This is a genomic window from Plantibacter sp. CFBP 8804 (assembly GCF_014841225.1).
Lineage (GTDB): Bacteria > Actinomycetota > Actinomycetes > Actinomycetales > Microbacteriaceae > Plantibacter > Plantibacter auratus.
Genome location: NZ_JACYTU010000007.1, coordinates 71,959 through 98,706 on the forward strand (window position 1 = coordinate 71,959; position 26,748 = coordinate 98,706).

At 70.4% G+C, this 26,748-nt stretch carries 29 protein-coding genes; 19 read left to right on the forward strand and 10 right to left on the reverse strand.

Going from position 1 to position 26,748, the window contains the following annotated elements; translation table 11 throughout:
* Positions 1 to 26: 26 nt before the first annotated feature.
* Positions 27 to 839: an HpcH/HpaI aldolase family protein gene (locus IFU11_RS13510; protein WP_137242456.1), complete on the reverse strand. Its 813-nt coding sequence runs from the start codon at positions 837 to 839 to the stop codon at positions 27 to 29.
* Positions 824 to 1,606, reverse strand: a complete 783-nt coding sequence (locus IFU11_RS13515; protein ID WP_064297105.1) for a 2-keto-4-pentenoate hydratase — start codon at positions 1,604 to 1,606, stop codon at positions 824 to 826. The genes IFU11_RS13510 and IFU11_RS13515 overlap by 16 nt, the downstream gene beginning before the upstream one ends.
* A 157-nt stretch (positions 1,607 to 1,763) precedes the next feature.
* On the opposite strand from IFU11_RS13515, the gene IFU11_RS13520 reads away from it, so the two are divergent.
* Positions 1,764 to 3,137: an MFS transporter gene (locus tag IFU11_RS13520; protein ID WP_137242454.1), complete on the forward strand. Its 1,374-nt coding sequence runs from the start codon at positions 1,764 to 1,766 to the stop codon at positions 3,135 to 3,137.
* 6 nt (positions 3,138 to 3,143) lie between these two features.
* Here IFU11_RS13520 and IFU11_RS13525 read toward each other — a convergent pair whose 3' ends face one another.
* The 3 genes from IFU11_RS13525 to IFU11_RS13535 form a co-directional block, all read right to left on the reverse strand.
* Positions 3,144 to 3,842: an IclR family transcriptional regulator gene (locus IFU11_RS13525; protein ID WP_192019263.1), complete on the reverse strand. Its 699-nt coding sequence runs from the start codon at positions 3,840 to 3,842 to the stop codon at positions 3,144 to 3,146.
* A 79-nt stretch (positions 3,843 to 3,921) separates the two neighbouring features.
* The gene (locus IFU11_RS13530) at positions 3,922 to 4,806 is read right to left on the reverse strand and encodes a TolB family protein (RefSeq protein WP_192019264.1); all 885 of its coding nucleotides are present in this window, start codon (positions 4,804 to 4,806) and stop codon (positions 3,922 to 3,924) included.
* 66 nt (positions 4,807 to 4,872) lie between these two features.
* Positions 4,873 to 5,445: an NADPH-dependent F420 reductase gene (locus IFU11_RS13535; RefSeq protein WP_192019265.1), complete on the reverse strand. Its 573-nt coding sequence runs from the start codon at positions 5,443 to 5,445 to the stop codon at positions 4,873 to 4,875.
* A gap of 105 nt (positions 5,446 to 5,550) precedes the next feature.
* On the opposite strand from IFU11_RS13535, the gene IFU11_RS13540 reads away from it, so the two are divergent.
* Positions 5,551 to 6,033, forward strand: coding sequence for a MarR family winged helix-turn-helix transcriptional regulator (locus tag IFU11_RS13540; RefSeq protein ID WP_079704896.1), 483 nt, complete (start codon positions 5,551 to 5,553; stop codon positions 6,031 to 6,033).
* A gap of 97 nt (positions 6,034 to 6,130) precedes the next feature.
* A complete protein-coding gene (locus tag IFU11_RS13545; protein ID WP_192019266.1) occupies positions 6,131 to 6,412 on the forward strand; it encodes a hypothetical protein in 282 nt (93 codons plus the stop codon).
* 64 nt (positions 6,413 to 6,476) lie between these two features.
* On the opposite strand, the gene IFU11_RS13550 is transcribed toward IFU11_RS13545, so the two are convergent.
* Positions 6,477 to 7,685 (reverse strand): cysteine desulfurase-like protein, encoded by a 1,209-nt coding sequence (locus IFU11_RS13550; RefSeq protein ID WP_192019267.1) that lies wholly within the window; start codon positions 7,683 to 7,685, stop codon positions 6,477 to 6,479.
* 327 nt (positions 7,686 to 8,012) lie between these two features.
* Between IFU11_RS13550 and IFU11_RS13555 the strand changes: the two genes are divergently transcribed.
* Positions 8,013 to 8,507 (forward strand): FBP domain-containing protein, encoded by a 495-nt coding sequence (locus tag IFU11_RS13555; protein WP_192019268.1) that lies wholly within the window; start codon positions 8,013 to 8,015, stop codon positions 8,505 to 8,507.
* A 59-nt stretch (positions 8,508 to 8,566) separates the two neighbouring features.
* Here the strand turns inward: IFU11_RS13555 and IFU11_RS20805 are convergent, their stop codons facing one another.
* On the reverse strand, positions 8,567 to 9,172 hold the full coding sequence (locus IFU11_RS20805) for a TetR/AcrR family transcriptional regulator (protein WP_192019269.1): 606 nt from the start codon (positions 9,170 to 9,172) through the stop codon (positions 8,567 to 8,569).
* A 97-nt stretch (positions 9,173 to 9,269) separates the two neighbouring features.
* Here IFU11_RS20805 and IFU11_RS13565 point away from each other — a divergent pair, with 97 nt between their 5' ends.
* A complete protein-coding gene (locus tag IFU11_RS13565) occupies positions 9,270 to 10,070 on the forward strand; it encodes an SDR family NAD(P)-dependent oxidoreductase (protein WP_192019270.1) in 801 nt (266 codons plus the stop codon).
* Between the two features lie 51 nt (positions 10,071 to 10,121).
* Here the strand turns inward: IFU11_RS13565 and IFU11_RS13570 are convergent, their stop codons facing one another.
* The 3 genes from IFU11_RS13570 to IFU11_RS20810 form a co-directional block, all read right to left on the reverse strand.
* A complete protein-coding gene (locus IFU11_RS13570; protein WP_192019271.1) occupies positions 10,122 to 10,997 on the reverse strand; it encodes an endonuclease domain-containing protein in 876 nt (291 codons plus the stop codon).
* Positions 10,998 to 11,106: 109 nt separating this feature from the next.
* Positions 11,107 to 12,255, reverse strand: coding sequence for a substrate-binding domain-containing protein (locus IFU11_RS13575; protein ID WP_192019272.1), 1,149 nt, complete (start codon positions 12,253 to 12,255; stop codon positions 11,107 to 11,109).
* A complete protein-coding gene (locus IFU11_RS20810; RefSeq protein ID WP_192019273.1) occupies positions 12,252 to 14,210 on the reverse strand; it encodes a heparinase II/III family protein in 1,959 nt (652 codons plus the stop codon). The genes IFU11_RS13575 and IFU11_RS20810 overlap by 4 nt, the downstream gene beginning before the upstream one ends.
* 128 nt (positions 14,211 to 14,338) lie before the next feature.
* Between IFU11_RS20810 and IFU11_RS13585 the strand changes: the two genes are divergently transcribed.
* The 14 genes from IFU11_RS13585 (at position 14,339) to IFU11_RS13650 (ending at position 26,740) form a co-directional block, all read left to right on the forward strand.
* Entirely contained in the window at positions 14,339 to 15,358 is a 1,020-nt protein-coding gene (locus tag IFU11_RS13585; protein WP_199862299.1) for a hydroxyacid dehydrogenase, read from the forward strand.
* Complete coding sequence (locus IFU11_RS13590; RefSeq protein ID WP_192019274.1) at positions 15,358 to 17,370, forward strand: DUF2264 domain-containing protein; 2,013 nt, start codon at positions 15,358 to 15,360, stop codon at positions 17,368 to 17,370. The genes IFU11_RS13585 and IFU11_RS13590 overlap by 1 nt, the downstream gene beginning before the upstream one ends.
* Before the next feature lie 104 nt (positions 17,371 to 17,474).
* Positions 17,475 to 18,743 (forward strand): ABC transporter substrate-binding protein, encoded by a 1,269-nt coding sequence (locus tag IFU11_RS13595; protein WP_192019275.1) that lies wholly within the window; start codon positions 17,475 to 17,477, stop codon positions 18,741 to 18,743.
* A 96-nt stretch (positions 18,744 to 18,839) separates the two neighbouring features.
* Positions 18,840 to 19,748: a carbohydrate ABC transporter permease gene (locus tag IFU11_RS13600; protein ID WP_124768540.1), complete on the forward strand. Its 909-nt coding sequence runs from the start codon at positions 18,840 to 18,842 to the stop codon at positions 19,746 to 19,748.
* Positions 19,748 to 20,710 carry a carbohydrate ABC transporter permease gene (locus tag IFU11_RS13605; RefSeq protein ID WP_192019276.1) on the forward strand — a complete coding sequence of 321 codons (963 nt, stop codon included), beginning with the start codon at positions 19,748 to 19,750 and terminating at the stop codon, positions 20,708 to 20,710. Before IFU11_RS13600 ends, IFU11_RS13605 begins: the two co-directional genes overlap by 1 nt.
* On the forward strand, positions 20,707 to 21,408 hold the full coding sequence (locus tag IFU11_RS13610; RefSeq protein WP_192019277.1) for a hypothetical protein: 702 nt from the start codon (positions 20,707 to 20,709) through the stop codon (positions 21,406 to 21,408). The genes IFU11_RS13605 and IFU11_RS13610 overlap by 4 nt, the downstream gene beginning before the upstream one ends.
* 49 nt (positions 21,409 to 21,457) lie before the next feature.
* Positions 21,458 to 22,336 (forward strand): CPBP family intramembrane glutamic endopeptidase, encoded by an 879-nt coding sequence (locus IFU11_RS13615; protein ID WP_192019278.1) that lies wholly within the window; start codon positions 21,458 to 21,460, stop codon positions 22,334 to 22,336.
* A gap of 41 nt (positions 22,337 to 22,377) precedes the next feature.
* Positions 22,378 to 23,037, forward strand: a complete 660-nt coding sequence (locus tag IFU11_RS13620) for an IMPACT family protein (protein ID WP_192019279.1) — start codon at positions 22,378 to 22,380, stop codon at positions 23,035 to 23,037.
* 85 nt (positions 23,038 to 23,122) lie between these two features.
* The gene (locus tag IFU11_RS13625) at positions 23,123 to 23,734 is read left to right on the forward strand and encodes a DUF1349 domain-containing protein (protein ID WP_192019280.1); all 612 of its coding nucleotides are present in this window, start codon (positions 23,123 to 23,125) and stop codon (positions 23,732 to 23,734) included.
* 69 nt (positions 23,735 to 23,803) lie between these two features.
* Positions 23,804 to 24,181: a PadR family transcriptional regulator gene (locus IFU11_RS13630; protein ID WP_137242434.1), complete on the forward strand. Its 378-nt coding sequence runs from the start codon at positions 23,804 to 23,806 to the stop codon at positions 24,179 to 24,181.
* A complete protein-coding gene (locus tag IFU11_RS13635; protein WP_192019281.1) occupies positions 24,178 to 24,939 on the forward strand; it encodes a hypothetical protein in 762 nt (253 codons plus the stop codon). Before IFU11_RS13630 ends, IFU11_RS13635 begins: the two co-directional genes overlap by 4 nt.
* On the forward strand, positions 24,936 to 25,589 hold the full coding sequence (locus tag IFU11_RS13640; RefSeq protein WP_192019282.1) for a hypothetical protein: 654 nt from the start codon (positions 24,936 to 24,938) through the stop codon (positions 25,587 to 25,589). Before IFU11_RS13635 ends, IFU11_RS13640 begins: the two co-directional genes overlap by 4 nt.
* Before the next feature lie 38 nt (positions 25,590 to 25,627).
* Positions 25,628 to 26,221 carry a short chain dehydrogenase gene (locus tag IFU11_RS13645; RefSeq protein ID WP_192019283.1) on the forward strand — a complete coding sequence of 198 codons (594 nt, stop codon included), beginning with the start codon at positions 25,628 to 25,630 and terminating at the stop codon, positions 26,219 to 26,221.
* Positions 26,222 to 26,338: 117 nt separating this feature from the next.
* Positions 26,339 to 26,740 (forward strand): phage holin family protein, encoded by a 402-nt coding sequence (locus IFU11_RS13650; RefSeq protein WP_192019284.1) that lies wholly within the window; start codon positions 26,339 to 26,341, stop codon positions 26,738 to 26,740.
* Positions 26,741 to 26,748 lie beyond the last annotated feature (8 nt).

Genomic DNA, 26,748 nt, shown 5'->3' on the forward strand with positions numbered 1-26,748 from the left:
TACGATCCGGACGCAGTGGGGAAGGGTCAGTACCCGTCGCTGCGGGTCGCGTCGCTCCGGCCGTCGATGAAGCGCTCGGCCAGCTGCTCGGATGCGCGGGCGAGGAGCGACACGTCCGCACCGACGAGGACGAAGGACGCCCCGCGGTCGAGGTAGTGCTCGGCCATGACGGGGTCGAAGGCGTTCACGCCGGCCGGCTTCCCCGCGGCGGCGGCGGCATCGAGCACCCGCTCGACAGCGCTGACCACGGTGGGGTGCCCCTGCTGGCCGAGCAGGCCGAGCGACGCCGAGAGGTCGGCCGGACCGACGAACACCGCGTCCACGCCGTCGACCGCGAGGATCTCCTCGGCCTGCTCCACGGCCTCCGCCGACTCGATCTGCACCGTGAGCGACACCGAGTCGTCTGCCTGCGCGAGATAGTCGTCGACCCGGTTCCAGCGGGAGGACCTCGCGAGCGCGCTGCCGACCCCGCGGACGCCCTGCGGCGGGTACCGCACGGCCTGCACGAGCGCCGCCGCCTGCTCGGCCGACGACACCATGGGCACGATGAGGTTCTGGGCCCCGAGGTCGAGCACCTGCTTGATGACGACCGCGTCCCCGAACGGCACCCGCACCAGCGGACACACCGGGAAGGCGGCCACCACCTGCAGCTGCAGTTGGATGCTCTCCAGGGTGTTCGCCGAGTGCTCGCCGTCGATGAGGAGCAGGTCGAGCCCGCTGCCCGCCGCGATCTCCGCCGCGATCGGGCTGCCCGACACTACCCACATCCCGACGAGGGGTCGGTTCGCGGTGCGCAGGCGCTCGCCGAAGGTCGGCGGCAGGGTCATTCGAATCGGCATGTCACGGCTCCCAGTCCCTGGTATTCGGCGTGGACGGTGTCGCCCCGCTCGACCCACATCGGTCTCGTGAACGATCCCGACAGGATGATCTCCCCGGCGGCGAGACTCCCACCGTGCTGGGCGAGCTTGCCGGCGAGCCACGCGACGCCGAGTGCCGGGTGCCCGAGGACGGCGCCGGCCACCCCCGACTCCTCGATGGTCTGGTTGCGGTAGAGCAGGGCCGAGACCCAGCGCGGGTCGATCGCGTCGGGGCGGACGGGCGTTCCGCCGAGCACCATGGCACCGAGTGCCGCGTTGTCGGCGATGGTGTCGACGATCGTGCGACCGTCGAGTTCGATGTGGGAGTTGAGGACCTCGAGCGCGGGGACGATGTGATCGGTCGCGTCGAGCACCTCGAAGATCGTGCAGTGCGGGCCCTGCAGTGGGCGGCCGAGGACGAAGGCCAGCTCGACCTCCACGCGGACGTTGGAGTAGGCGTCGAAGTCGAGCGTCGCGCCCGAGTCGAAGACCTGGTCGTCGAGGATGACGCCGTAGTCGGGTTCGGTGATCCCGGTGGCCTGCTGCATCGCCTTCGAGGTGAGGCCGATCTTGTGGCCGACGACGCGCCGACCGGCGGCGATGCGGCGTTCGGCCCACAGCGCCTGCACGGCGTAGGAGTCCTCGATGGTCATGTCCGGGTGCCGGGCGGTGAGGAGGGGGATGACGCTCCGCTCCTCGTGCGCCGCCGCCAGCTCGTCGGCGATCGCCTGTCGTTCGTGATCCTGCATCGCGTCCCGTCCTCATCTGCATCGACTGCGGCTTGCGATCACGATACGGTGCGTCGTCATCGACTGCCTCTTGCGCGGCGACCACGATTGTATACGATGTGGTGTACATTCTGGCGGTCCAATGACGGGCCGCGACGGACAAAGGGGTCTCGAGACAATGACAACCGCATCACTGGCGCGAGCGACGACGCCCGCGGAACTCCGGCGCGTGGCCTTCGCCACCGTCATCGGCACCACGGTCGAGTGGTACGACTTCTTCCTCTACGCGAGCGCCGCAGGACTCGTCTTCTCGCAGCTCTTCTTCCAGCCGGCGGGACCGCAGGCCGCGCTGCTGCTGTCGTTCGCGACCGTCGGCGTCAGCTTCCTGTTCCGGCCGCTCGGCGCGTTCGTCGCCGGGCACTTCGGCGACCGCATCGGCCGGAAGAAGATGCTCGTCATCACGCTCTTCCTCATGGGAGCCGCCACGACGCTCATCGGTCTGCTGCCGACGTACGACCAGATCGGGATCGTCGCCCCCGCCCTGCTCGTGCTCCTGCGTATCCTGCAGGGGCTGTCGACCGGCGGGGAGTGGGGTGGCGCCGTCCTCATGGCAGTCGAGCACGCCCCCACCGGTCGCCGCGGCCGGTTCGGTGCCTTCCCGCAGATCGGCGTCCCGATCGGGCTGCTCCTCGCCTCCGGCATGCTCGCCCTCATGACGGGCGTGATCTCGCCCGGCGCGGCGTTCCTCGAATGGGGCTGGCGGATCCCGTTCCTGCTGAGCTTCGTCCTGATCATCGTCGGCTACGTCGTGCGCCGGAAGGTCGACGAGAGCCCCGTCTTCGTCGCCCTCGCCCGCAACAAGGAGCGTCGCCGCGTCCCGATCGTCGAGCTCTTCCGCCACCACTGGCTGCTCGTACTGCTCGCGGCGCTCACCTTCGCCGGCAACAACGCCGCCGGCTACATGACCACGGGCGGCTACATCCAGAACTACGCGACGACGCCGCTCGCCGACGGTGGCCTGGTGGGCATGGAGCGGACGCCGGTGCTGCTCGCGGTGACCGGGTCGGCCATCGTCTGGCTCATCGTCACGTGGTTCGCGGGTTCGCTCTCCGACCGGATCGGCCGACGCAACACCTACATCATCGGTTGGGTCGCGTTCCTGGCCACCGTCTTCGTGCTCTTCCCGCTCGTGAACACCGGCAACCCGTGGCTGTTGTTCCTCGGGCTCGCGCTGTTCACGATCGGCAACGGTTTCACCTACGGACCCCAGGCGGCGTACTTCGCCGAGCTGTTCCCCGCGTCGATCCGGTACACGGGTGTGTCGGTCACCTACGCGATCGGCGCCATCCTCGGCGGCGCGTTCGCGCCGACGATCGCGACCTGGCTGGTGCAGGTAACGGGGTCGTCGACGAGCGTCGCGTTCTACATCGCCGGCATGATCGTGATCGCCTTCGCGGCGACCCTCCTCCTCCGTGACCGCACGGGTATCCCGCTCGGTGGCGAGGCGGAGGACGAGCAGAGCCGTGGTCAGATCTACGGCGCGCGGAGGTAGCCGCGGTCAGACCGACGACGCGATGGTCGCGGCCCCCTCGATGAGGCGGGCCGCGATCTCGGTTTCGGGGCGACTGCTGGAGACGTAGACGACCGCGAGGGCGGCTGCCGGCGAGCCGTGCGCGGCGAGCGGTACGGCGACGGCGCGGAGGCCGGTGATGACCTCGTCGTGGCTCGACGCCCAGCCCTGTTCACGGACCACCGTCAGCTCGGCGCGGTGGTCGTCGTCGAGGGCGTCCGGCCACTGCGACGCAGGCAGCCGGGACGCGATCGCCTTGCCGGGAGCGCCGACACCGACCGGGTGCCGGGTGCCGGGCCGCTGTGCGATCGACCCCATCGTGTGCCGCGGTTCGACGCTGACGAGGGTGACGATCTCATCGCCGTCCAGCACGGTGAGGAAGCAGGTCATGCCGAGCTCGTTCGCGATGGCCGTCAGCTCGGGCAGGGCGGCGGCCTGAAGATCGTGGGAGACACCGGCGGCGAGGGCTGCCAGGCGCGATCCGAGTGCGATCCGTCCCGCGCCGTCCCGGACGACCAGGCGGTGGTCTTCGAGCGTGCGCAGCAGGCGGTAGGTGACGCTGCGGTGCAGACCGAGCGTCGCGCTCAGGGCGTCGATCGTGAGCGGGGTGCGCGCGTCGGCCAGGACCTCGAGGATCCGGATGCCGCGCGAGAGCGTCTGGGAGTGGGCGCTGCTGGCATCGGTCACGCTCCGACCCTATCGACGAGCCCCCTGACTCGCCCGGATCGGTGCGATTCTTCGCCGAAACCGCGCAGAATCGGGCGGTTCAGCGGGTGATCGGGTAGGCGACGAAGGCGAACCGAGAGCTGTCGGGTGCCCAGCTGTTCACGTTGAGCGTGCCCTGGCCGCCGAAGAGGGGATAGCGGCGGACCGGAGTCGCCCAGTCGTCGGTCGAGACGAGCCGGACCTCGACGTCGAGGTCGGCCGGGTGTCCGATCGTGCCGGCGGGGAAGGTGATGTACGAGGCCAGTCGGGCGTCGGGGGAGAGATGGGGGAACCAGTCGACGGTGTCGCTCTCGACGAGCTGCTCGAGCTCACCGCCGCCGTCGGGGATCCGCGCGAGCTGCGCATGGCCCGGGGCCGTGCCGAAGTGCTCCGTGTTGCAGAGCAGCCACCGGCCGTCGGGCGACCACTCCGGACCGTCGAGGTGGCCGTCGCCCGTGTCGAGGACGGTGACGGGGCCGCCGCCCTCGACCGCCGGACCGATCGCGAGTCGACCGGGGTGCTCGAAGCCCTCGAGCTCGACGTACGCGATGCGCGTGCCGTCCGGGGAGACACCGTGGAGGAAGTGCCACCGGTCGTCGTCGGCGGTGAGCTTCGTGACCGGTCCGCCGGTGAGGGCACCGCGGTAGATGTGACCGTCCATCGCCGAGAGGAGGATGTGTTCGCCGTCGGGGTCGAGGACGTGGTCGTTGTTGAGCTCGGGGAGGCCGTGGAAGTCGATCGGCGTGAGCCCCGCGGTCGGGTCGTCGACCGGGAGCGCCCAGAGTCGCCCGTTGCCGTTGAGGTACAGCGTCCGGCCGTCGAGGGACCAGTTCGGCGCTTCGATGAGGAGTTCGTCGGTCTCGAAGAGGAGGACGGGCGCGTCATCGTGCGGCCCGCCGAGCAGGACGCTGGAACGCTGGCCGGGGACGAGGGCGCGGAAGGTCATGCGCCCATCGTCCTCCAGTCCGTCGTGATCCGGGAGGATCGTTCCTCCCGGATCACGATCCGACGACTACTTGACGAGCGCGAACCCCGCGGTCCAGGAGATCTTCTCCGACGCCGCCAGCGTGAGCTGCAGGAAGCCGATCGCCTCGAGTTCGTGGGCGCGCTTCAGGGACCCGGCGTCGACGGCCTCGAGGCCACCGGCGGTCACGAGCTGCTGGAGTGTGGCCTTGGCGTCGGCGTCGTCCCCGGCGATGAGGACCGTGGTGGCCACGTCGCCGACCTGCTTCGCGGCGAGGGTGGCGGCGAAGTTCGTGTTGAAGGCCTTGAGGACGTGGGAGGTCGGGAGCTTCGCCTGCAGTTCCGCTGCAGCCGAGCTGCCGGCGGGGACGGTGAGGCCGTCGAAGGTCGAGAAGTCGAGGGGGTTGGTGATGTCGACGACGACCTTGCCCGCGAGCTGGTCGGCGTACTGCTCGACGATCGTCGAGAGGGCCGGGTAGGGGACCGCGAGGACGACGACGTCGCCGGTGATCGTGCCGGTCTCGGCCGATCCGAGGTGGTCGACGGAGGCGCCGCCTGCTGCGAGGACACCGGCGATGGCGCTGCCCATGTTGCCGGTTCCGAAGATGGTGACGTTCGTCATGACGATGCTCCTTCTCGTGGCCGCCTGGTCACGGGTCAATTGGTTGTTGATACAAGTAACGTAACACCGGTTAGTTGTAGACGCAACTATTGCTACGCTGGAGTCATGACCGAGACGCGATGGCTGAGCGGCGACGAGCAACGCTCCTGGGTGCGCTTCGCCGCGGTGCTCGAACTCCTGCCGGCCGCGCTCGACCTCCAGCTCACGCGGGACGAGCATCTGACGCACTTCGACTACTTCACACTCGCGATGCTGTCCGAGACCCCGGGCCGCACGCTGCGCACCTCGGCGCTCGCGGCCCGGACGAACGCGACGCTGCCTCGTTTGTCGCGGGTGCTGACGCGCTTGGAGGAGGCGGGCTTCGTGGCACGGACGCCGTGCCCGGAGGATCGACGGGCGACGAACGTGACGCTCACCGATGCGGGCTGGGACAAGGTCGTCCAGGCCGCGCCGGGCCACGTCGAGCACGTGCGGTCCCTGGTCCTCGACGCACTGACGCCGGCGCAGATCGAGCAGCTCGGCGAGATCTCCGCCGCCCTCTTGACGAAGCTCGACCCCGACGGCCGGATGTTCGCCAGCGAGGCCTGATCTCCGTCACCTGGGGGATTCGCGGCGCTCGAGGGCTGCGTAGCGTGGGGCTTGACGTCGTGGACACCACCGAGCGCGACGCGGATCGGAGCGAATGATGACCGGATCGACGCAGCCCGAACCTGCACCACACGGGGACAAGGTGCCCCAGGACGGTCCCGCCGCGGCGGAGCCCGAGTCGACGCCGCCACCCACCTCGCTCGACGGCGGGACGACCTCCGTCTGGTACTTCGTCGGCGCCACGTTCCTCTTCGCCGGGCCCCTGATCTTCGGTGTCTACGACTTCGGATTCTTCCGGATCATCACCCTCGTCCTCGGGGCGGTCGTCATGGTCGCCGGGTTCGTCGTGCTGCGACGCGAGAGCGGCAAGCGGTCCTGAGGGCGCTGTCGCCGGGCCGGCTCGCCAACCGTTCAACCGGCGAGCCGGTCAGCCCGCGAGCCGGTCAGCCCGCGAGGAAGGCCCTGATGCCGTCGAGCAGGCGGTCGACGTCCTCGTCCGAGGTGTACGGGGCGACGCCGACGCGGAGGCCGCCGACGTCGTCGAGGCCCAGCGCCGCGAACGGCTCGACCGCGTAGAACGAGCCCGCCGGTGCGAGGACGTCGCGTGCGGCGAGGAAGGCGGCCGCGTCCGCTGCACGCCTGCCGGGGAACGTCATGAACAGCGTCGCCGTGCGCTCGGCGGCTCGCGAGTGCAGCTCGACGAGCGGGCCGAGGTCGGCGAGCTCGTCCTCGATACGGCTGCGCAGCGCGAGTTCCCGCTGGTGGACGGCAGCGGCGGAGGCCACGAGACGGTCTCGTCTCGTCGTGGCGTCACCGGGGTCGATCGACGCGAGCACGCCGATGGCCGCCGTCACGCCGGCCATGAGCTCGTAGGGCAGCGTGCCGAACTCGAAGCGCTCGGGCACCACGTTCGTCGACGGCAGCAGTTTGTCGGGGTGGATCGACTCGAGCAGCGCCGGCGACGCGGCGAGGACACCGCAGTGCGGCCCGAAGAACTTGTACGGCGAGCAGACGAAGAAGTCGGCACCGAGGGCCTCGACGTCGACGACGTGGTGGGCCGTGTAGTGGACGCCGTCGACCCAGACGAGCGCGCCGACCGCGTGCGCCCGGTCGGCGATCGTCCGCACCGGCGGGATGGTGCCGAGGAGGTTCGACGCTGCGGTTACGGCGACGAGCCGGGTGCGCTCGCCGAGGGTCGCGTCGAGCGACTCGAGGTCGAGCTCGCCGGTCGCGGCATCGAGCTCGATCCAGCGCACCGTCGCGCCGGCGCGTTCCGCGGCCTGGACCCACGGGCGGACGTTCGCGTCGTGGTCCAGCCGGGACACCACCACCTCGTCGCCCGCCGTCCAGCCGCGGGACAGGTGCTTCGCGAAGTCGTAGGCGAGCTGGGTCGCACTGCGACCGTAGACGATGCCGCGCGGGTCGGCGGCGAGGAGGTCCGCCATCGCAGCGCGGAAGGCGACGACCGCGTCGTCAGCCCGTCGTTCGGAGGCGACCGAGGTCCCTCGGTTCGAGAGCGGGCCCGTCAGGGTGTCGAGGATGGCCTGGCCGACGGCGAGCGGCGTCTGGGTGCCGCCGGGGCCGTCGAAGTGGGCGATGCCCGAGGTGAGGGAGGGGAACGCGGTGCGGAGGAGGGCGACGTCGAGGGTCATGCGTCCATCCTGCCGCGCCGGGAGCCTGAACGTGCGGACCAGGGGAGCGAGCGCGCCATCGCTTGATACAGTGCCTGTGTGTCCATGCTCATCGCTCCGCCCCGTGTCGGGCGTCTGGAGGTCGTCGGCGTCCGCAACGCCGGCCCGAGAGAGCAGCGCACCCGGTCGACCACCTCACCCACCCGGTGAGGACGTCGGCCTCGTCCATCGCGCTTGTCCGAGCGACGACGACGAGGCCGCGCACCCTGACGCACCCACCGCAGCGCACCGACGCGCGGAGGGTCTCTCCGCCGTCTCCACGACGGCCCAGCCGAAACCGGTGAACCCATGATCCCCCTGAACGAATCCCAGATCCGAGCCTCCTTCGTCAACGCGTCGCGCAAGGAGGTCAGCGACGTGAGCCTGCCCGTCGACCTCGACACGATCGACTTCGAGGTGCGTGACTTCCTCGGGTGGCGCGACAAGAAGCTGCCGCGACGCGCCTATGTCATCACGATCGTCGACGGCGAACCCGTCGGCATCCTGCTCCGGCAGGCCGACGCGATGCCCCGCACCCGGCCGCAGTGCGCGTGGTGCCAGGACATCACACTCAGCAACGACGTCGTGTTCTACAGCGCGAAGCGGGCCGGACAGGCCGGCAAGAACGGCGACACGGTCGGCACGCTCGTCTGCGCCGATTTCCAGTGCTCGGCCAACGTGCGGAAGCTGCCGCCGCTCGCCTACGTCGGTTTCGATGCGGAGGCGGCCCGCCAGGAGCGCATCGCGACCCTCAGCGTCCGTGCCGCGTCCTTCGCCTCCTCGGTCCTGAACGGCGTCGGCTGACCCGCTGAGTTGCCCGGATCTGCACGAACTCCGCCCGTTTTCGCGCAGATTCGGGCGACTCAAGCCTCGGGAGTGAGGCCCCGCCAGAAGAGGTCGACGGCGCTCGTCACGAGGTCGTCGGCCGGGACGCCGTCGAGCAGGCCGCCAGAGGCGAGTACGGCGATGCCGTGGAAGGTCGCGAAGGCTACGAGCGCGATGTGGTGCGGATCGCCGGCGGTGATCGCGCGGATCTCCTGCCCGGTGGTGACGACCCGGACGACGATCTCCATCGAGGCGTGACCGGCGGCGAGCAGCTCCTCCCGGGCATCGGGCGCGTGCTTGAGGCCGAACATGAGCGAGAGGAGCGTCGGCTGAGCGAGCGCGAAGCCGACATACGCTCGGGCCAGTGCGTCGACCTGTTCGCGGGCCCCTGCCGACGAGGTGACCTCGGCTCCGGTCGCCCGCTCGAGCGCCGCGGAGAGACGACGGAAACCGTCTTCGGCGAGCGCGTCGAGGAGGGCCTGCTTGTCGCGGAAATGTCGGCTCGGCGCCGCGTGGCTGACGCCGGCGCCACGGGCGAGGCGGCGCAGCGACAGCTCGTCGACGCCGTCCGTCTCGAGGCTGGCTGCGGCGGCCTCGAGGAGCGTCCGGCGGAGGTCTCCGTGGTGGTAGGGCTGAGCTGGCACGAGACGAGCCTACCGCCATGTTGACATTGACAACACGAGCGAACACGGCAATGATGTCACTGACAACATTTGTGCACCGCCAGCTGAAGGATTCCCCATGACACTCGATCTCCGCGGTGGCACCGCACTCATCACGGGCGCGAGCTCCGGCCTCGGCGTCGAGTTCGCCAGACGGTTCGCGAACCGCGGGTCGAACCTGGTGCTCGTCGCCAGGCGCGCGGATCGCCTCGAAGCGCTGGCGGCCGAACTCCGGTCGGTCTCGGGTGTCGAGGTCACGGTCGTGCCAGCCGACCTCGGCGTCGCGGGTGCCGCCGAGTCGCTCCACGCCGAGCTGGGTCGCCGCGGCATCCGGATCACCTCGCTCGTCAACAACGCCGGGTTCGGCAGCCACGGTGCCTTCGACCAGGCGGACCCGGAGCGCATGACGGGAGAGATCCAACTCAACGTCGGGACGCTCGTCGAGCTCACGCGTGTATTCATGCCGCAGCTGCTCGAGGGCTCCGGCGCCCTGGTGACGGTCGCGAGCACCGCTGCCTACCAGCCGACGCCGGGCATGGCTGTGTACGGCGCGACGAAGGCGTTCGTGCTGAGCTTCACCGAGGCGCTCTGGGCAGAGGCCCGTGGCACGGGGCTGCGGGTGCTCGCCGTGAGCCCCGGGCCGACCAAGACCGAGTTCTTCGACGTCGTCGGGAGCGACGACGCTGCCGTCGGCCGCAAGCAGACGAGCGCGCAGGTCATCGACACCGCGTTCCGCGCGCTCGACCGGGCTGACGGTGGCCCCAGTGTCGTGTCCGGCCGCAGCAACCACCTCACCGCGCTCGCGACCCGGCTGCTGTCGCGTCGCACGCTCGCGCGCACGAGCGCCCGCGTCCTCGGCGGCGTGCGGATGGCCCGCTGAGTCGCCCGGATCTGCACGAAATTCGCCCGCTTTCGCGCAGATTCGGGCGACTCAGCGGCCGGCGAGGGCGGCGCGCACCGAGGCGACGACGGCGCGGAGGTCACGGAGATCGTCGGCCGTCAGCTCGATGACCGTCCACCCCGCGGCCCGAAGGCGGTTGGAGCGAGCGCGGTCCTTGCGCCACCGGTCGACCTCGACCCGGTGGTCGTCGCCCTGGTACTCGATGACGATCCGCGCTGCACGGTGACAGAGGTCGGCGCGGGCGAGGAACGAGCCGTTCGCCGCCCGGATCTCCTGGTTCGGTTCGAAGCCCGTGACGCCGCCGCGCACCAGCGCGACGCGGACGATGGACTCGGGCGGTGATTCCGCGCGGTGATCGAGCAGCGGGAGTGCGGCGGCGATGGCTCCACGGCCGCGCCGACTCGGATAGCGGGCTGCAGCCTCCTCCAACTCGGCTAAGCCTGCGGTACTCGCCCGAAGCAGATGGTCGCCTGTTGCGACGAGATCGGCGAGCGGGAGCGTCGCGGCAAGGTCCAGCCACGTTCGAACCGGACTCGTCAGCCGGATGCCGCCGTGGACGATCACGTCGTCCTCGTCATCGATCGTGACCGACCGGCCGGCGATCCCGGCGGCGTGTGGAGCGCGGGCCGGGGCGGCCACGGCGAGGTCGACGCGTTCCGGGGTGGAGAGCCGGTACGGGAGCGGCAGGCCGAGGAGGAGCGCAGCGGTCGGACCGCAGACGAAGACCTGGTCGGACAGGCGGTGGAGGAACGCACGACAGCGATCCTCGACCGTCTCCACCGGGCGGGTGGACCGGATGCCGTGACCCGGCTTCTCGAGCCGACGACTGCGGAGTTCGCCGGGTGTCATCCCGCTGCGGAGCGCGTCGCCGACGAGGAACGGTCCGTCCGGAAGCTCAGCTGGCACCCCTTCACTGTGCCTGCGAGGAGCGGTTCCCCGTCCACGTTCTCCACAGGTCCGCTGAGTTGCCCGGATCTGCACGGAATCCGGCCGATTTCGTGCAGATCCGGGCGACTCAGGCGGACGGGGCGGTCAGGGACGAGGCGCGGACCTGCAGCTCGGGGAGGACCTGGGTGCGCTGCGTCGGGCGTCGGCGGCCCTCGGACAGGCGGGCGACCATCGTCTCGACGGCCATCCGACCGATGTGCTGCTTCGGTGGGCGCAGCGCGGTGATGGGCGGCTCGCCGTTCTCCGCGACCTCGTCGTCGTAGGCGACGATCGCGAGATCCTCGGGGATCCGCACGCCGCGGTCGAGGCAGTGGTGCTCGAGCAGGATCGCCTGCGGATCGGCGTGCACGAACAGCGCGGTGGTCCCCGTGGCGAGGCATTCGTCGACGAGCGCACCCAGCCGGGCGTCCCTGGCGCCGTTCTCGACGTCGTCGATCTCGGCGTTCACCGTCAGGCCCGTGTCCAGCCCGAGGTCCGCGGACGCCCTGGCCCACCCGCGCCGCAGGTGGTCGGAGGTGGGGGAGTGCCGCGCCGCGGCGATGCCGATGCGACGGTGCCCCTGCTCGTACAGGTGGCGGACGGCGAGCACCGCGCCGAACTCGTGGTCCGTCGTCACCCACTCCAGTGAGCGCAGCGCGAGCGAAGACGGCGCGCGACGCTCGGCCAGGACGACCGGGATCGGCAGTGCGTCGAGCCAGGCGAGGAGGGCGTACCCGTCCTGGCCCGCGGTGTCGGGCGCGGCGATGAGCCCGTGGATCCCACCCGTCTCGACGAGCGCGGCCATCTGCCGGCGCTGGTCGGCCGGATCGTAGGACGAGCCGCGGAGCACGAGCTGCGAGCGGCTGAGGGCGGCCGTGGCGCGGGCGCCGTTGACGATCTGCGGCCAGTAGTAGCTGAGCGACGGCACGACCATGCCGATGCGGTACCTGGCGGGGCCGGCGGCGTCGGCGGATCGCGCGACCGTCTGATCGAGGGAGCTCCGGGCGGTGGCGCCACCGTGGACCCGCGTGACGAGCCCGAGGTCGGCGAGTGCGGTGATGTCGCGTCGGATCGTCAGCTCCGTGACGCCGAGGATGACGGCGAGTTCGCGGACGACGACGGAACCGTTGCGTCGGACCTCGTCCATGATGCGCTCGCGCCGCTCGATGCCGAAGACCTGTGAGGGTCCCGTGCCGCCCGTCGGTCCCCGGTCGCCGGAGACGTCGTCGTCGCTCATCGTGCGGCCTCCACGGTGACGAGCAGACGATCCGCATCGGGACGTGGCAGCAGCCGCACGCGGATGATCGTCTCGCCCCAGGACGACCGCATCATCGGGTCGTCGAGCCTGGCGACCTCCATCGCGACCTCGGCCGCGTCGTGCTGGAGCATCACGTCCCGGGCGTCGGCGACCGGTCGACGCACGAGCAGGGTCGCCTGATCGACCTCGGTCACGTCGCCCCACAGCATGAGGGTGACGGCCGTGCCCGCCGGGTCGTCGAGCGTCCAGACGTCCTCGATCACGACCCGCGACGACGTGCGGTCGAGCGTCGCGGTCCGGTGCCAGTGTTCGTGCTCCGCCAGCCCGTAGGCCGCGGCGAGGTCCATCGACCAGCTCGCCTGTGCGCCATGGTCTCCGCCCCGGCGATCGCGCGCCGCGAACGCCGGTCCGTGCTGCTGCAGCAGACCGCGCGGTGCCGGGACGCTGTGCCAGTCGCTGCGCATGCACCAGATGACGTAGCGGTCCGGGCCGAAGGTCCGTGCGTCGTAGGTGGGTCGCCCGGGATCCATGACCGCGGGGACGCCGTCGAGCGCGACGATCACGCTCCCGAGGTCGTTGTGGTTGTGGTTCTCGTCGTTGTGGCCGCCCTTGAGGCTGACCGCGAGTCCGTCGGGTCGCCCCTCGTGCTCACGGGCGAGGCTCACGCCGATCGACGACAGGTCGACCGAAGCCGGCAGCGGCAGGGCTGCGCTCCGGGCGTCCGCGACCGCCCACTCACGATCGAGGCAGACGCGGACGAGACGCCCGAGTCCGGCCCGGTCCGTGGCGACGGGGGCGTCGGGATCGCGATGTGCCGTTGCGTACGCGACGACGTCCGGTAGCTCGAGTCGCCGACCCCAGCGATGCAGGAGATCGAACGGGAGCGTGCGATCACCGCGTGCTCGGGCATCCGCGACGTTCACGTACCAGTCGGCGGACAGCTGCATCCGCAGCGGGAAGCGGAGTGACTCGGGCAGCAGGTCGAGGTCGTCGAGCGCGAGGCGACCGCCGGCGAGACGATCGAGGGTCTCGACCGCCTCGAGGGCGCGAGCCGCCCCGTTCCACCAGTACTCCCAGCCCTCGTCGATCGCGCCGTCCCGAGGGAGGCCCGCCAGGTAGCGGTCGATGCCGCCGACCGCTCGGTCGATGACGGGCTCGGCGCGGTCGGGGCTGCAGAGCACCGCCGCCGCCGCGATCGTGTTGCCGAGGATCCAGGGGTTCCAGTTGTGGAGGACGACCGGCTCGCCGTCAGGGTCGACATCGAGGCCGAGCCAGTGCCAGTCGTCGCGGTCGAGGAACGGTCGGAACACCCGCTGCTCGGCCTCGGCTCGCAGCCGGTCGGTGAGGCCCGGGTAGCGCTCGTCGAGCTCGTCGCCGAGGACGGCGATCGCCCAGGCGACGGCCGCGACCGCCTCACCGGCGCCGAGGTCGAGGAACGGTTCGTCGAGCGACGGCGTGACCGTCCCGAAGCGACTGAACGCGTCGTCGTGGGCCGCCCAGCACCAGGTCGTCTGCTCCGCGAGGAGCCACAGGCCGTCGGCGACCTCGGCGAGTGGGTCGTGCGGCGCCGGAACCGCGACACCGGCTGCGGACGCGGCGGCGAGGACCACGGAGCGGGAGAGGCGTGCGAGTCGGTCGCCGACCGCCGTCTCGTAGGAGATGCGCTCCCCGGCGAGCGGGTAGGCGCTGTACTGCGAGAAGAGCGGCTGCGGCCAGGGCGTCGCGGCACGGTCGTCCCGCGCTGCTTCGGTGGCGGCCTGCGCCACGAACGCGTCGAGCAGCCGTCGGTCGATCGAGCTCCAGTCGCCGTCCGGCACGATGGACCGCAGTGCGGTCGCTGGGCGCTGTGACCACGCCGTCACCAATGGGCCGTGCGACCGACGCAGCTCATCGGTGGCCGGTGTTGCGGGTGCGGTCTGCGAGGGTGGATTCACGACGTCTCCATGATCATCTTCGATCGAGCTTGTTCGTTTGTGATCGACTGTTTTGACTCCGATCGGATTGGAGTATTCACTACCTGACAACCGCATGCAACCGCGGCCCACTCGAAGGAGAGCACCAGATGTCGAACGCCGCGCGCCCCGCAGCCCTGGTCGCCATGTGGCCCGACGTGTTCTCGACGCTCTTCGACGACGCCCGCCTGGCCCGGCTCCACGAGCTGTGCGAGGTCCGCGACGACGAGACCACCGGCGACCTCGACGACCCGGCGCTCGCCGCACGGCTCGCGGAGGTCGAGGTGCTCATCACCTCGTGGGGCACCCCGCCGCTCACGGCGGAGCGGCTCGACCGCATGCCCCGGCTGCGCGCGGTCTTCCACTGCGCCGGCACGGTCCGCTCACTCGTGACCGACGCGGTCTGGGAGCGCGGCATCGTCGTCACCACGGCCGCCGAGGCGAACGCCATCCCGGTCGCCGAGTTCACCTTCGCCTCGATCGTGCTCGCCGGCAAGCGGGCACAGGTCTTCGCCCGCGACCCTCGGGCGCACCGTCGCGAGTGGCGCACGCTGCTCGAGACCACGAACCTGTCCAACCTCGGACGCCGCGTGGGCGTCGTCGGCTTCTCGCGCATCGGCCGTCGCGTCGTCGCCCTGCTCCAGCAGCTCGACGCGGTCGAGGTGCTCGTCGCCGACCCCTACGCCGACGCCACGGCCGTCACCGCGGCCGGAGCCCGCATCGTCCCGCTCGACGAGCTCCTGCCGAACGTCGACGTGCTCTCGCTGCACGCCCCGGAGCTCCCGGAGACGAAGCGCATGATCGGGGCTGCTCAGCTCGCAGCGCTCCCGGACGGCGCCACGGTGATCAACACGGCCCGCGGGAGCCTACTCGACACCGACGCCCTCGCAGCGGAGTGCGCGAGTGGACGCCTCGACGCGATCCTCGACGTCACCGACCCGGAACCGCTGCCCGTGCACTCGCCGCTGCTCGACCTCCCGAACGTCTCGATCACCCCGCACATCGCGGGCTCCCTGGGCCGGGAGACGCTGCGCATGACGGACGCGGCGCTCGACGACCTCGAGCGGTTCCTCAACGGCGAGGACCCGCGCGAAGCCGTCCGGGTCGCCGACCTGGGGGTGAGCGCCTGATGGTCGCGCTCCTGACCGCCCCGGTGTCGGAGACACTCGCCCTGGACCGCACCCTGTCACCGTCGACCGGCTGGACGCGCAGGCACTGGGAGGACCTCGCGGACCGGCTGCTCGGCGGTGCCGAACCCTTCACCTCGCCCGGTCGTGCCCGCATCCTGTTCCCGGGTGCGCCAGGCGGCTACGGCTCCGACATCGACGGACTGGAGGGGTTCGCGCGGACGTTCATGCTCGCCGCCTTCCGCATCGCCGGTGATCCTGCACGGACAGGCGACCTCGTCGAGCGCTACGCCGCCGGCCTCGCGGCGGGCACCGACCCGGACTCCCCGGAGCGGTGGCCGCGGCCGGACGAGGTCGACCAGGCCAAGGTCGAGGCCGCAGCCATCGCGATCGGACTCCACCTCACCCGTGCCGAACTGTGGGACCGTCTCGACGACCGGACCAAGCGCACGACGATCGACTGGCTCGCCACCGTCATCGGCCAGCCGTACCCGCCCATCAACTGGGTGTGGTTCCGCATCGTCGTCGAGGAGTTCCTGCGCACGGTCGGTGGCCCGTTCTCGGAGGCGGACCTCGAGGAGGACCTCGCGATCGCGGACGGGTTCTTCCGTGAGGACGGTTGGTTCGCCGACGGCGGCACGCGCGCCTACGACCACTACACCGGGTGGGCGCTCCACCTCTACCCGGTGCTGTGGCGCACGATGCTCGCGCCGGGCCACCCGCATCAGGCTCGACTCGACCGTTACGACGCCCACCTCGACCGCTACCTGGAGGACGCCGTCGCACTCGTCGGCGCGAACGGTTCGCCGCTCGTCCAGGGGCGGAGTCTCATCTACCGCTTCGCCGCCGCGGCGCCGTTCTGGGCCGGTGCGATGGCCGGATCGACCGCGCTCTCGCCGGGACTCGTCCGTCGGGCGGCCAGCGGAGTCGTGTCGCACTTCGACGCCGCCGGCGCCCCCGACGACCGCGGGATCCTGACGCTCGGCTGGCACCAGGAGTGGCGGCAGCTCGCACAGTCCTACTCCGGCCCCGGGTCGCCCTACTGGGCATCGAAGGGCATGCTCGGGCTCGCGCTCCCGGCCGACCATCCGGTGTGGACTGCGATCGAGGAACCACTGCCGATCGAGCGGGGCGACGTCCTCCGCACCATCGTCGCCCCGGGCTGGATCGTCAGCGGGACGACCGCCGACGGCATCGTCCGTGTCGTCAACCACGGGACGGACCATGCGAACGACGGCGTCGCCCAACGCGACGCCCCGCTGTACGCGCGCCTCGGCTATTCGACGGCGAACGCGCCCGTGCTCTCGGCCGATGCCCGCGACCCGTTCGACGGATCGGTCGTGCTCCTGGACACCGAGGGTGTCCCGAGTCACCGTTCCGGGTTCACCAGAGGTGCGCTGACGCCGCTGCCGACCTCCGACGGACCGTCCACCGGTTGGGCGACATCCTCCGGTCTCGCCCGCTGGATCGACGCCGAGGCCGACGGCCCCGACCACGGGCACGGTCACGCGGCGGACCGGACCCGCACCGGCGCGCGGATCGACCTCTGCTCGGCCGTCCGCGGCCCGTGGGAGGTCCGGTTCGTACGCGTGGTGCCGGGCGCCGGCGACGAGGTTCCGCCCGGCGCACTGCGTGTCGGCGGGTGGACCGTCAGCGGTCGTGACCTGGCCGTCGCCACCGACCCGACCTCGGCGGTTGCCGTCGCCGACGGGGTGCGTTCGGCCGTCGTCACGCTCCCGAGCGACCACGACCCGTTCCCGACCGGCGCGCTCCGGTCGGGCGTCCGTGACCTCGACGACGCCACCCCGCTCGGACCCCGTTCGGGCACGCCGTGGTGCGAGACCGACGGTCCCGTCCGCCCGGACCACTGGCACGCGTTCGCCCTCCTCCTGGACGGCGCCACGCAGCCGGGCGTCGTCGCCCCCGCGATCACGGGCGTCGCCGGGTCCACCGCTCGCACCATCACCTGGGCGGATGGGGCGACGACCTCGCTCGACCTGCCCGCGTCGCACTGACGCCCACCGACCGCTCCACCCCGCAGCATCCCCATTTCACCTGCACCGCCACCAGCACCGCCATCACCACCGACAGCACCACTACTCACCGAGGAGCATCCGCAATGAAGCGACCCATCCTGACCATCTCCGCGATCGCCGCAGCAGCCGGCCTCGCCCTCACCGGCTGCTCGGGTGCCGGCTCCGCCCAGCAGGACGAGGACGGCCCCGTCACGCTCAGCGTCTCCGTCTGGAACTACGACCAGACGCCCGAGTTCAAGGCGCTCTTCGACGCCTTCGAGGCCGAGCACCCCGACATCACGATCGAGCCCGTCGACATCCTCGCCGACGACTACTCCGACAAGGTCACGACGATGCTCGCGGGCGGCGACAAGACCGACGTCCTCACCATGAAGAACGTGACCGACTACGCGCGCTACGCGAACCGTGGCCAGCTCGTCGACGTGGGCGACGTCGTCGACGACATCGGCGCGGACAAGCTCGCCGGGATCGAGCCGTTCGCCCTCGACGACACCTACTACGCGGCGCCGTACCGACAGGACTTCTGGCTGCTGTACTACAACAAGGCCATCTTCGACGCGGCCGGCATCGAGCACCCCGACAACCTCACCTGGGACGAGTACGCGGACATCGCGGCGAAGCTCACCTCGGGCGACGGCGATTCCAAGGTCTACGGCACGTACAACCACTACTGGCGCTCAGTCGTCCAGTCGATCGCCGCAGCCCAGACCGGTGGCGACCTGATCAGCGGCGACTACGGCTTCATGCAGGACCAGTACGACCTCACCCTCGACCTGCAGGAGCAGGGCTACGCGCTCGATTACGGCACGGCGAAGACCCAGCAGATCAGCTACCGCACCATGTTCGAGACCGGCAAGGCCGCGATGATGCCGATGGGCACCTGGTACATCGCGGGCATCGCGCAGTCCATCGAGACGGGCGCGACCGACGTCGACTGGGGTGTCGCGCAGATGCCGCAGCTCAAGGCCGGTGAGGAGACGGTGACCTTCGGTTCGCCGACGGCGTTCGCCGTCAACAAGAACTCCACGCACCAGGCCGCCGCGAAGACGTTCCTCGAGTTCGCCGCGAGCGAGGCCGGCGCGAAGGCCATCGCCGCGATCGGTGTCGTCCCCGCGTACCAGTCCGACGACGTCACCGCGGCGTTCACGGCCCTCCCGACCGACGACCTCTCGGTCAAGGCGTTCCAGGAGCCGAAGGACGTCGTCCTCGAGATGCCCGTGAGCGAGTACTCCTCCGACGTCAGCTCGATCCTCGACGAGGAGCACGACCTCATCATGGTCGGCGAGTCGGACGTCGACGACGCCATCACGAAGATGCAGGACCGCGTCAAGAACGACGTCCTCGTCGACTAGCCGCGATCGCGGGGCCGGCACGCTCGGCCCCGCGATCCTCGCGTCCGCCCGGCGCGTCCCCACCGACCCCGCACCACCGTCCTCGAAAGGCTCGTCATGGCGATCGCAGCCCCACCGCAACGCACCCGCTCCAGCAGTCGCGTCCGCAGGAATGCGCTCGTCGGCTGGAGCTTCATCCTGCCGAACTTCATCGGCTTCGCCCTCCTGACCCTCATCCCGATGTGTGCGGCGTTCGTCATCGCGTTCATGAAGTGGGACTCGTACTCGCCGCCCGAGTGGGTCGGGTTCGCGAACTTCGCGCGCATGATGCGTGACGAGTCCTTCTGGATCGCGCTCGGCAACACCGCCTATTACGCGGCCGGCCACATCCCGCTCACGATCCTCGCGTCGCTCGGCCTGGCACTGCTCCTCAACCGCAAGCTCCGCGGCCTCGGCTTCTTCCGCACCGCGATGTTCTTCCCGTACATCACCTCGCTCGTCGCCGTCGCCGTCGTGTGGAACATGCTCTTCAACCCCACCGCCGGCCCGATCAACCAGTTCCTCGAGCTCATCGGTGTCGCCGACCCGCCCGGCTGGACGACGAGTTCCGCGTGGGCGATGCCGGCCGTGATCATCACGAGCGTGTGGCGCGACATGGGCTACTACATGGTGCTCTACCTTGCGGGCCTCCAAGCGATCCCGCAGGAGTACTACGAGGCCGCCGAGGTCGACGGTGCGAACGCCTGGCAGCGGTTCTGGAACATCACGATCCCGTCGCTCCGTCCGACGACGTTCTTCGTCCTCATCATGGTGACGATCGCGAGCTTCAAGGTGTTCGACCTCATCGTCGTCATGACGGGAGGCGGGCCAGGCCGATCCACGCTCGTCCTGTCGCAGCTCATCTACCGCGAGGGCATCACCGAGAACCGCTTCGGCTACTCCTCGGCGATCTCGCTCGTGCTGTTCGTCATCGTGCTCGTCTTCACCGTCGTCCAGTTCAAGCTGCAGCAGAGGAAGGAACGCTGATGTCGACCAGTGCCACCACGCGTGCCTCGTCCACGGTCCCGTCGCAGGCGGAGGTCGCGATCGCCGAGGTCACCGACGCCATCACCCCGCCCGTGCTGCCCGGGGCCGGAGGCAAGCGCACCCGGGTGCGCCGCCACGGTCCGATCTCGCCGCTCCGTCGCGTGCTCATCTACGTGATGCTCACCGTGCTGACCGCGATCATCTTCGTCCCGTTCTTCTGGATGGTCTCCTCGTCCCTCAAACAGAACAACGAGGTGTTCTCGATCCCCGTCCAGTGGATCCCCACCGAGTTCGTCTGGCAGAACTACGTCGACATCTGGACCCGCATCCCGATGCTGACCTACCTCAAGAACTCGCTGTTCCTGTCGGTCACGATCACGATCCTGCAGGTGCTCACCGGGAGCTTCGCCGCCTACGGCTTCTCGAAGATGCACTTCAAGGGACGCGACGTGCTCTTCGTGGCCTACATCGCCACGATCGCCGTGCCGTGGCAGGCCTACATGATCCCGCAGTACATCATGATGCAGAACGCCGGCCTCGTGAACACGCACCTCTCGATCATCCTGCTGCAGGCGTTCGGTGCCTTCGGCGTGTTCCTCATGCGGCAGTACTACCTGACCATCCCCGACGAACTGAGCGAGGCCGCCCGCATCGACGGTCTCAACGAGTACGCGATCTGGTGGCGGATCATCCTGCCGCTCACGAAGCCGGCGCTCGCGAGCCTCGCGCTGCTGACCTTCGTCTCCACCTGGAACGACTACATGGGTCCGTTCATCTACCTGACGAGCAACGACCTCTGGACCGTGCAGCTCGGTCTGCGCTCCTTCGTCGGGCAGTACGACGCCGAGTACGCGCTCATCATGGCCGGGTCCGTCGTCTCCGTCGTCCCGATCGTGCTGATCTTCCTCCTCGGCCAGCGCTACTTCATCCAGGGCATCGCGACGAGCGGGATGAAGGGATGAGCGCGGTGACCGAGCGGCGCACGGACGACCGCGCCGGCGGCGTGCGCGGACTGCTGCAGCCGCGCCGGGAGACCTTCGAGTCGGTGTTCGGCGTCGTGTACCGATCCCTCATGGTCGGCGTCGGCGTCGGGATCGGCGCGCTCCCGCTGGCGGCCGCGATCGTCCTCGTCGCCGAGCCGCTCGCGAGCTGGCCGTTCCTGCTACTGTGCTCGCTCCCGCTCGGCCCCGCCTTCGCCGCCGGCTGCTGGTCGTTCCAGCGGTCGCGCGACGCCGCCGATGCCGGGCCGCTGCGGGAGGTCGGGATCGGCCTCCTGCGGACGTGGCGACCGGCGCTCGCCGTGTGGTCGCTCGTGTGCGCGCTCACCTTCGTCGTCGTGATCGACATCGTCGCCGTGTGGGGGACGCCGTTCGCGATGCTGCTCGGGCCGCTGCTCGTCGTCGTGCTGCTGCTCGCGGTCGTCGCAGCCTTCGGCGTGTTCGCCGGGCTGGCGGCCGCTCCGGGCCTGCGGTTCCGGGCACAGCTGCTCGGCGGGCTCGTCCGGACCGTCCGTCGGCCAGGCACCTCGCTCCTGTCCCTCGTGCTCCTGGCCGCCTGGGCCCTCATCGTCCTCGCGCAACCGGTGCTCGGGCTCCTCGCCCTCGGCGGTTTCGTCCTCTACGCGGTCTGGAGCAACGCCGCGGCGGCGCTCGCCGACTGACCTCCCGGATTGTCCGACGCTCGGGCCGGTTGAGTGGTTGGATCGACGCATGGGCGAGCACAGAGGTCACGGGCACAGCGGTCAGCGGACACTCACCACCAGCGGATGGCACGACTTCTGGGCGAAGGGCGGTATCGGCCGGGCATTCCTGCTGGCCATCGTCTACCTCGCCCTCTACCTCGGGGCCGGCTGGGTCGTCGGTCAGCTCTTCGGCTCGCAGATCGGCGAGGACCTCTTCGCGACCCCGCAGAGCGTGTTCTTCGGGCTCATGCTGCCGCTCATCATCGGCTCCGTCCTTCTGGCCGGCTTCGTGCTCTCGGTCGGCTGGTTCCGGGAGCTCTTCGCGAAGCAGCCGATCCGCGGACGCTGGTGGATGTGGGCTGCTCCGATCGTGATCCTCGCCGCAGTCGTCCTGCGGTTGCTCGGCATCGACTACGGGAGCTACGAGGGTTCCGTGGTCGTGGTCGCGATGCTGTCCGGCGTGTTCATCGGGTTCGCCGAGGAGATCCTGACCCGCGGTCTGGTCGTGAAGATGCTGCGCGACGCCGGAAGTTCGGAGTGGATCGTGATGGTGATTTCCTCGCTGGTCTTCGCGCTGCTGCACGCGTCCAACCTCCTGTCGGGCCAACCGGTCACGACCGTGCTCGTGACCGTCGTCTACACCTTCGGATTCGGCGTGTGCATGTACCTGACGCTCCGGGTGACCGGCAACCTCATCTGGCCGATCCTGATCCACGGACTCTACGACCCGACGCTCTTCCTCTCGACCGGTGGGATCGACCACGCGGGAGCCGCCGCCGGTCAGAGCGTGTTCCTGGCGATCGCCGGTCCGGCCAACCTGCTCATCATGCTCGTGGCCGTGATCGGCCTGATCTTCGTCCGTGGGCACGTGCAGGCCCACCCGGCCGACGACGTGCTGCGGCCGTAGGCCGAACGGGCCTCATCGACCGGCCGAGTACGCTCGGACGGATGACCACCGCGCGGCAGTACCCGGCGACGATCGCCGCGCCGGTCGAGCACGAACTCGTGATCAAGAAGTCGCGGTTCCTCGGCCTCGCGCATCCGGTCGCCTCCCCGGAGGAGGCCGAGGCCGTCATCGGTCGGGTGAAGAAGCAGGCGTGGGATGCGCGACACCACTGCGTCGCCATGGTCACGGGCCTGCTCGGCGACCAGGCCCGCTCGTCCGACGACGGTGAACCCTCCGGCACGGCGGGGATGCCGATCCTCGAGGTCATCCGGCGGCGCGAGCTGACCGACGTGGTCGTCGTCGTCACGCGGTACTTCGGTGGCGTCAAGCTCGGGGCGGGCGGGCTCGTCCGTGCGTACTCCTCGGCGGCCTCGGAGACGCTCGACCTGGCCTCGCTCGTGCGCCGTGAGACGCTGACCCGCGCGACCCTCGTCGTCCCGCACGCCGACGCCGGGCGGTACGACAACCTGCTGCGCGATTGGGCCGGTAGCCACGGCGCGACGCTCGGCGATCAGAACTACGGGGCGCAGGCGGAGCTGGAACTGTGGGTCCCGCCGGCGGAGCTGGAGCGGCTCCAGGCCGACGTGGCGTCGGCCTCCAACGGTTCGCTCGCCGTGGCCGTCGGGGAGGAACGCGTCGTCGACGTCCCGGCGCCTCGCTGAGCTGCCCGGATCTGCGCGGAATCAGCCGGATGCTGAGCAGATCCGGGCGACTCAGGGGAACATGCGATCCCGATAGGGTCGGGTCATGCACACCGACGTGACCCGCATCGACGGGCTTCCCGACCTCGCCTGGACCTCGACCCCCGGAATCGCATCGTTCGACGCCGATGCCGGAGCGCTCACCCTCACCTCCGCCGCCGGCGTCGACTGGAGCAACAGCTCGCTCGGTGGGCCGCGTGAGTTGCGTGCCACGGCGCTCGCCTTCGACGCACCCGACCACTTCACGCTCTCGGCACGGGTCGCGGTCGTGGGCGAGCGCAGCACCTTCGACGCCGGTGCCCTCGCGCTCTGGATCGACGACGAGCACTGGGCCAAGCTCTGCTTCGAGCAGTCGCCGCAGGGGCAGGCGATGGTGGTGAGCGTCGTGACGAACACCTGGTCGGACGACGTGAACTCGACGCACGTCACGGCCGACCACGTGTGGATGCGTGTCAGTCGTCTCGGTGAGGCGTGGGCGTTCCACAGCTCGACCGACGGTGTCACGTGGGACTTCGTGCGGGTCTTCCGTCTGCACAGCGACGCCCCGGTGCGCGTCGGCTTCCTCTCGCAGGCGCCGCTCGGTCCACCCTGTGAGGCGCGGTTCGACGAGATCGCGTTCGGTGCGGAACCTCCGTCGGATCTCCGCGACGGGAGCTAGTCGTCCTCGACCGGTGCGTTCGCGGATTCGGAGTTGACGTATCGGAACCTATCTTCCTAAAGTGTTCTCATGGCACGCAGACGACCCGGCACGCTCTTCCCGCTCGAGCTCGACATCCTCGACGTCGGCACCGTGTTGCAGTCGACCGAGGGGAGCTTCTACGGGTTCGCCCTCGCGAAGCAGCTCGCCGAAGCCGGGGACGCCGCCCTCACCGCCCACGGCACGCTCTACAAGGCCCTGTCGCGGATGGCGGACGCCGGCCTGATCGAGGCGACCTGGGAGGACCCGGAGGTCGCGGAGGCGGAGGGTCGCCCCCGCCGGCGGCTGTACCGGATCACCGGTGAAGGCGCGACGGCCCGGGATCGCGAGCACGCGAGGATCGCCGGTGAGCAGGCCGCCTCGGCGAGGCCGGCGGGTGCGGCATGGACGCAGGGGGTGATCGCGTGACCGCCATCCGGACGCCGGAGTACCGCACGGCCGCCCACCGGGTCCTGAACTGGTGCGGGTGGTACACCCGCGACCTCTCGCCCGACGTCGCCGGGGAGCGCCGCGACGAGATCGCATCCGACCTGCACGAGCACGCCGTCTGGGCCCAGGAGGCGGGCGTCACGCCGCAACGGCTCCGGCGTGACATCATGCTGCGGGCCATCCGTGGGATCCCGCACGACCTCTCGTGGCGCTCCGGGCAGTTGCGCGCGGGCCACGGCGTCGATCCGATGCCGCTCGGCATGCGGCGGGCCGGCGACGTCCTCGCAGCCCTCGTGGTCACGGGCGGCGTCCTGGTCACCGGAGCGGCACTGTTCCTCCTCGTCCGCATCCTCCGTGCGCTCGTCATCGGCGACGTCGTCGAGGTGCCGGCGGGCGCGCTCGGTGTGGCGATCGCCTCGGTCCTGGGCATGGTCGGGCTCGTGCTGTCGCTGCGGCGACGCAGTCGATGGCTCGGCGCGGGGCTCCTGGCGCCCGCAGCGGTCCTCATCGGCGTGCTCGCGGGCGACATCATGTACCGCGTCAGCGCGACCGGCGTGCTCATCGTGTCCCGCCTGAGCTCGCATGGGGCCGGGCTCGAACCGTGGTGGGTGATGAGCGTGGCGATCGGCGTGGGTGCTGCGCTCGGGTTCATCGGAGCCGCGGTGTGGTGGTGGCCGGGGGGTCGCCGAACGACGGAACGGGACGCAACGGCGTCGATGCAGGGGGAGACGGTATGAGCGGGAACGAGATCGACGACGGGACGGACGCGGCGCAGGAGGCGGCACCCGTCCGCCGGAGTCCCGGAATGCTCCGTCGACGGATCGGGCTCGGCATCGCGATGAGCGGGGTGCTCGCGGTGGCAGCGGGCGGCGTGTTCATCGGGGTGTCGAACGCCCAGGCGGCCGCTGACGACGCTCGGTCCCTCGAAGCGGTCACCGAAGCCGCGGCCTCGCTCGACGAACTCCCGCCCGTCGAACCCGTGGTGCCCGCGGATCCCACAGCGACGCCGGACGCTGGCGAACCCGTCTCGCCGGCGGCCGGCGTCGACTACTCGCAGACGCCGGAGGGCTGGTACGACGCGACCACCGACCCGGCGTCCATCGTGATCCCGCCGACCAACGATTGGGGTGAGGCGAACAACGGGATCTGGGAGGCACAGCAGCAGATCATCGCGAAGTGCATGGCTGATCAGGGATTCTGGTACGCGTGGACGAACAATCGTGCGCTGCTCGACCCAGAACGGCCAACGATGGTCCTCTCGGAGGACGGCCCGGCGGCCGAGTTGGCGGAGTACGGCGACACCCCGCTCGGCGACGCCTACGACTGGACTCGTGCAGGGTGCCACGGCTACGCCGTCCACGTCACCGGGATGGACGACGCCAACTGACGGAGCCGGCGTCCGACGCCGGTGCTAGCGTCGCCCGCATGAGAATCCTGTTGATCGGTGCGAGTGGACATGTCGGACGAGCGGCGCAGGACGCCCTCGCGGAACGTCACGAGGTGATCGCGGTGTCGCGCTCGACGGCGCCTGCCGTCGACACCACCGACGAGGCGTCGGTCGAGGCGCTGTTCGCCGAGGTGGGCGAGGTCGACGCGGTGATCGTCGCCGTCGGATCCGTCCCGTTCAAGCCCGTGGAGGAGCTGACCCGCGACGACTATCGCGCGGCCTTCCTCGGCAAGGTGCTCAGCCAGCTCGACGTCGTGCGCATCGGGACCCCGTTCGTCCGCGACGGCGGCTCCTTCACGCTCACGACGGGCATCCTCGCCCGCGAGCCGATCGCGACGGGTGCTGCGGCCTCGATGGCCAACGGGGCGGTCGAGTCCTTCGTGATCGGTGCCGCCCCGGAACTCCCGCGCGGTATCCGCATCAACGCCGTCAGCCCCACGGTGCTCGCCGAGGCAACCGGCTACCACGACGCGTTCCCGGGCTTCCCGCCCGTCCCGTCCGACGTGGTCGGCCTCGCGTTCGTCCGTGCCGTCGAGGGGGTCGGCACCGGGCGCGTGCTCGCTCTCGACTGAGCCGTCCCGGCACTCCTGAGGGGAGGCATGTCGTCGTCCGGCCGTTCGCCAGGTGACGACCCGCCTCCCCTCAGTCGCGCTCTCGACGCGGCCGACACCCAGCGCTAGGGTCGGCACATGACCCGCTTCCTGCTGAGCATCGCCGTCAGTCTGCTGTCCTCGGCGATCGGGCTGCTCGTCGCTGACTGGGTCGTGCCCGGCGTCCGTCTGTCGCTCGGCGGCTTCGTCATCGCCGTCGTCGTCTTCACGATCGCGCAGGGCGTCCTCGGGCCGTTCATCCTCCGCCTCGCGCGGCGCTACGCCTCGGCGATCCTCGGCGGCATCGGACTCGTGACGACGCTCGTGTCGCTCTTCGTCGCGTCGATCCTGCCCGGCGGCCTCCACATCCGCGGCATCCTCGCCTGGGTGCTCGCACCGCTGGCGGTGTGGCTGGTCACGGCGCTCGGGAGCTGGATCCTCGGCTGGGCGCTCATCACGCGACGGTTCGGCGACCGGGGCCGTACGAGCTCGAAGCGGTAAGCGGCGAG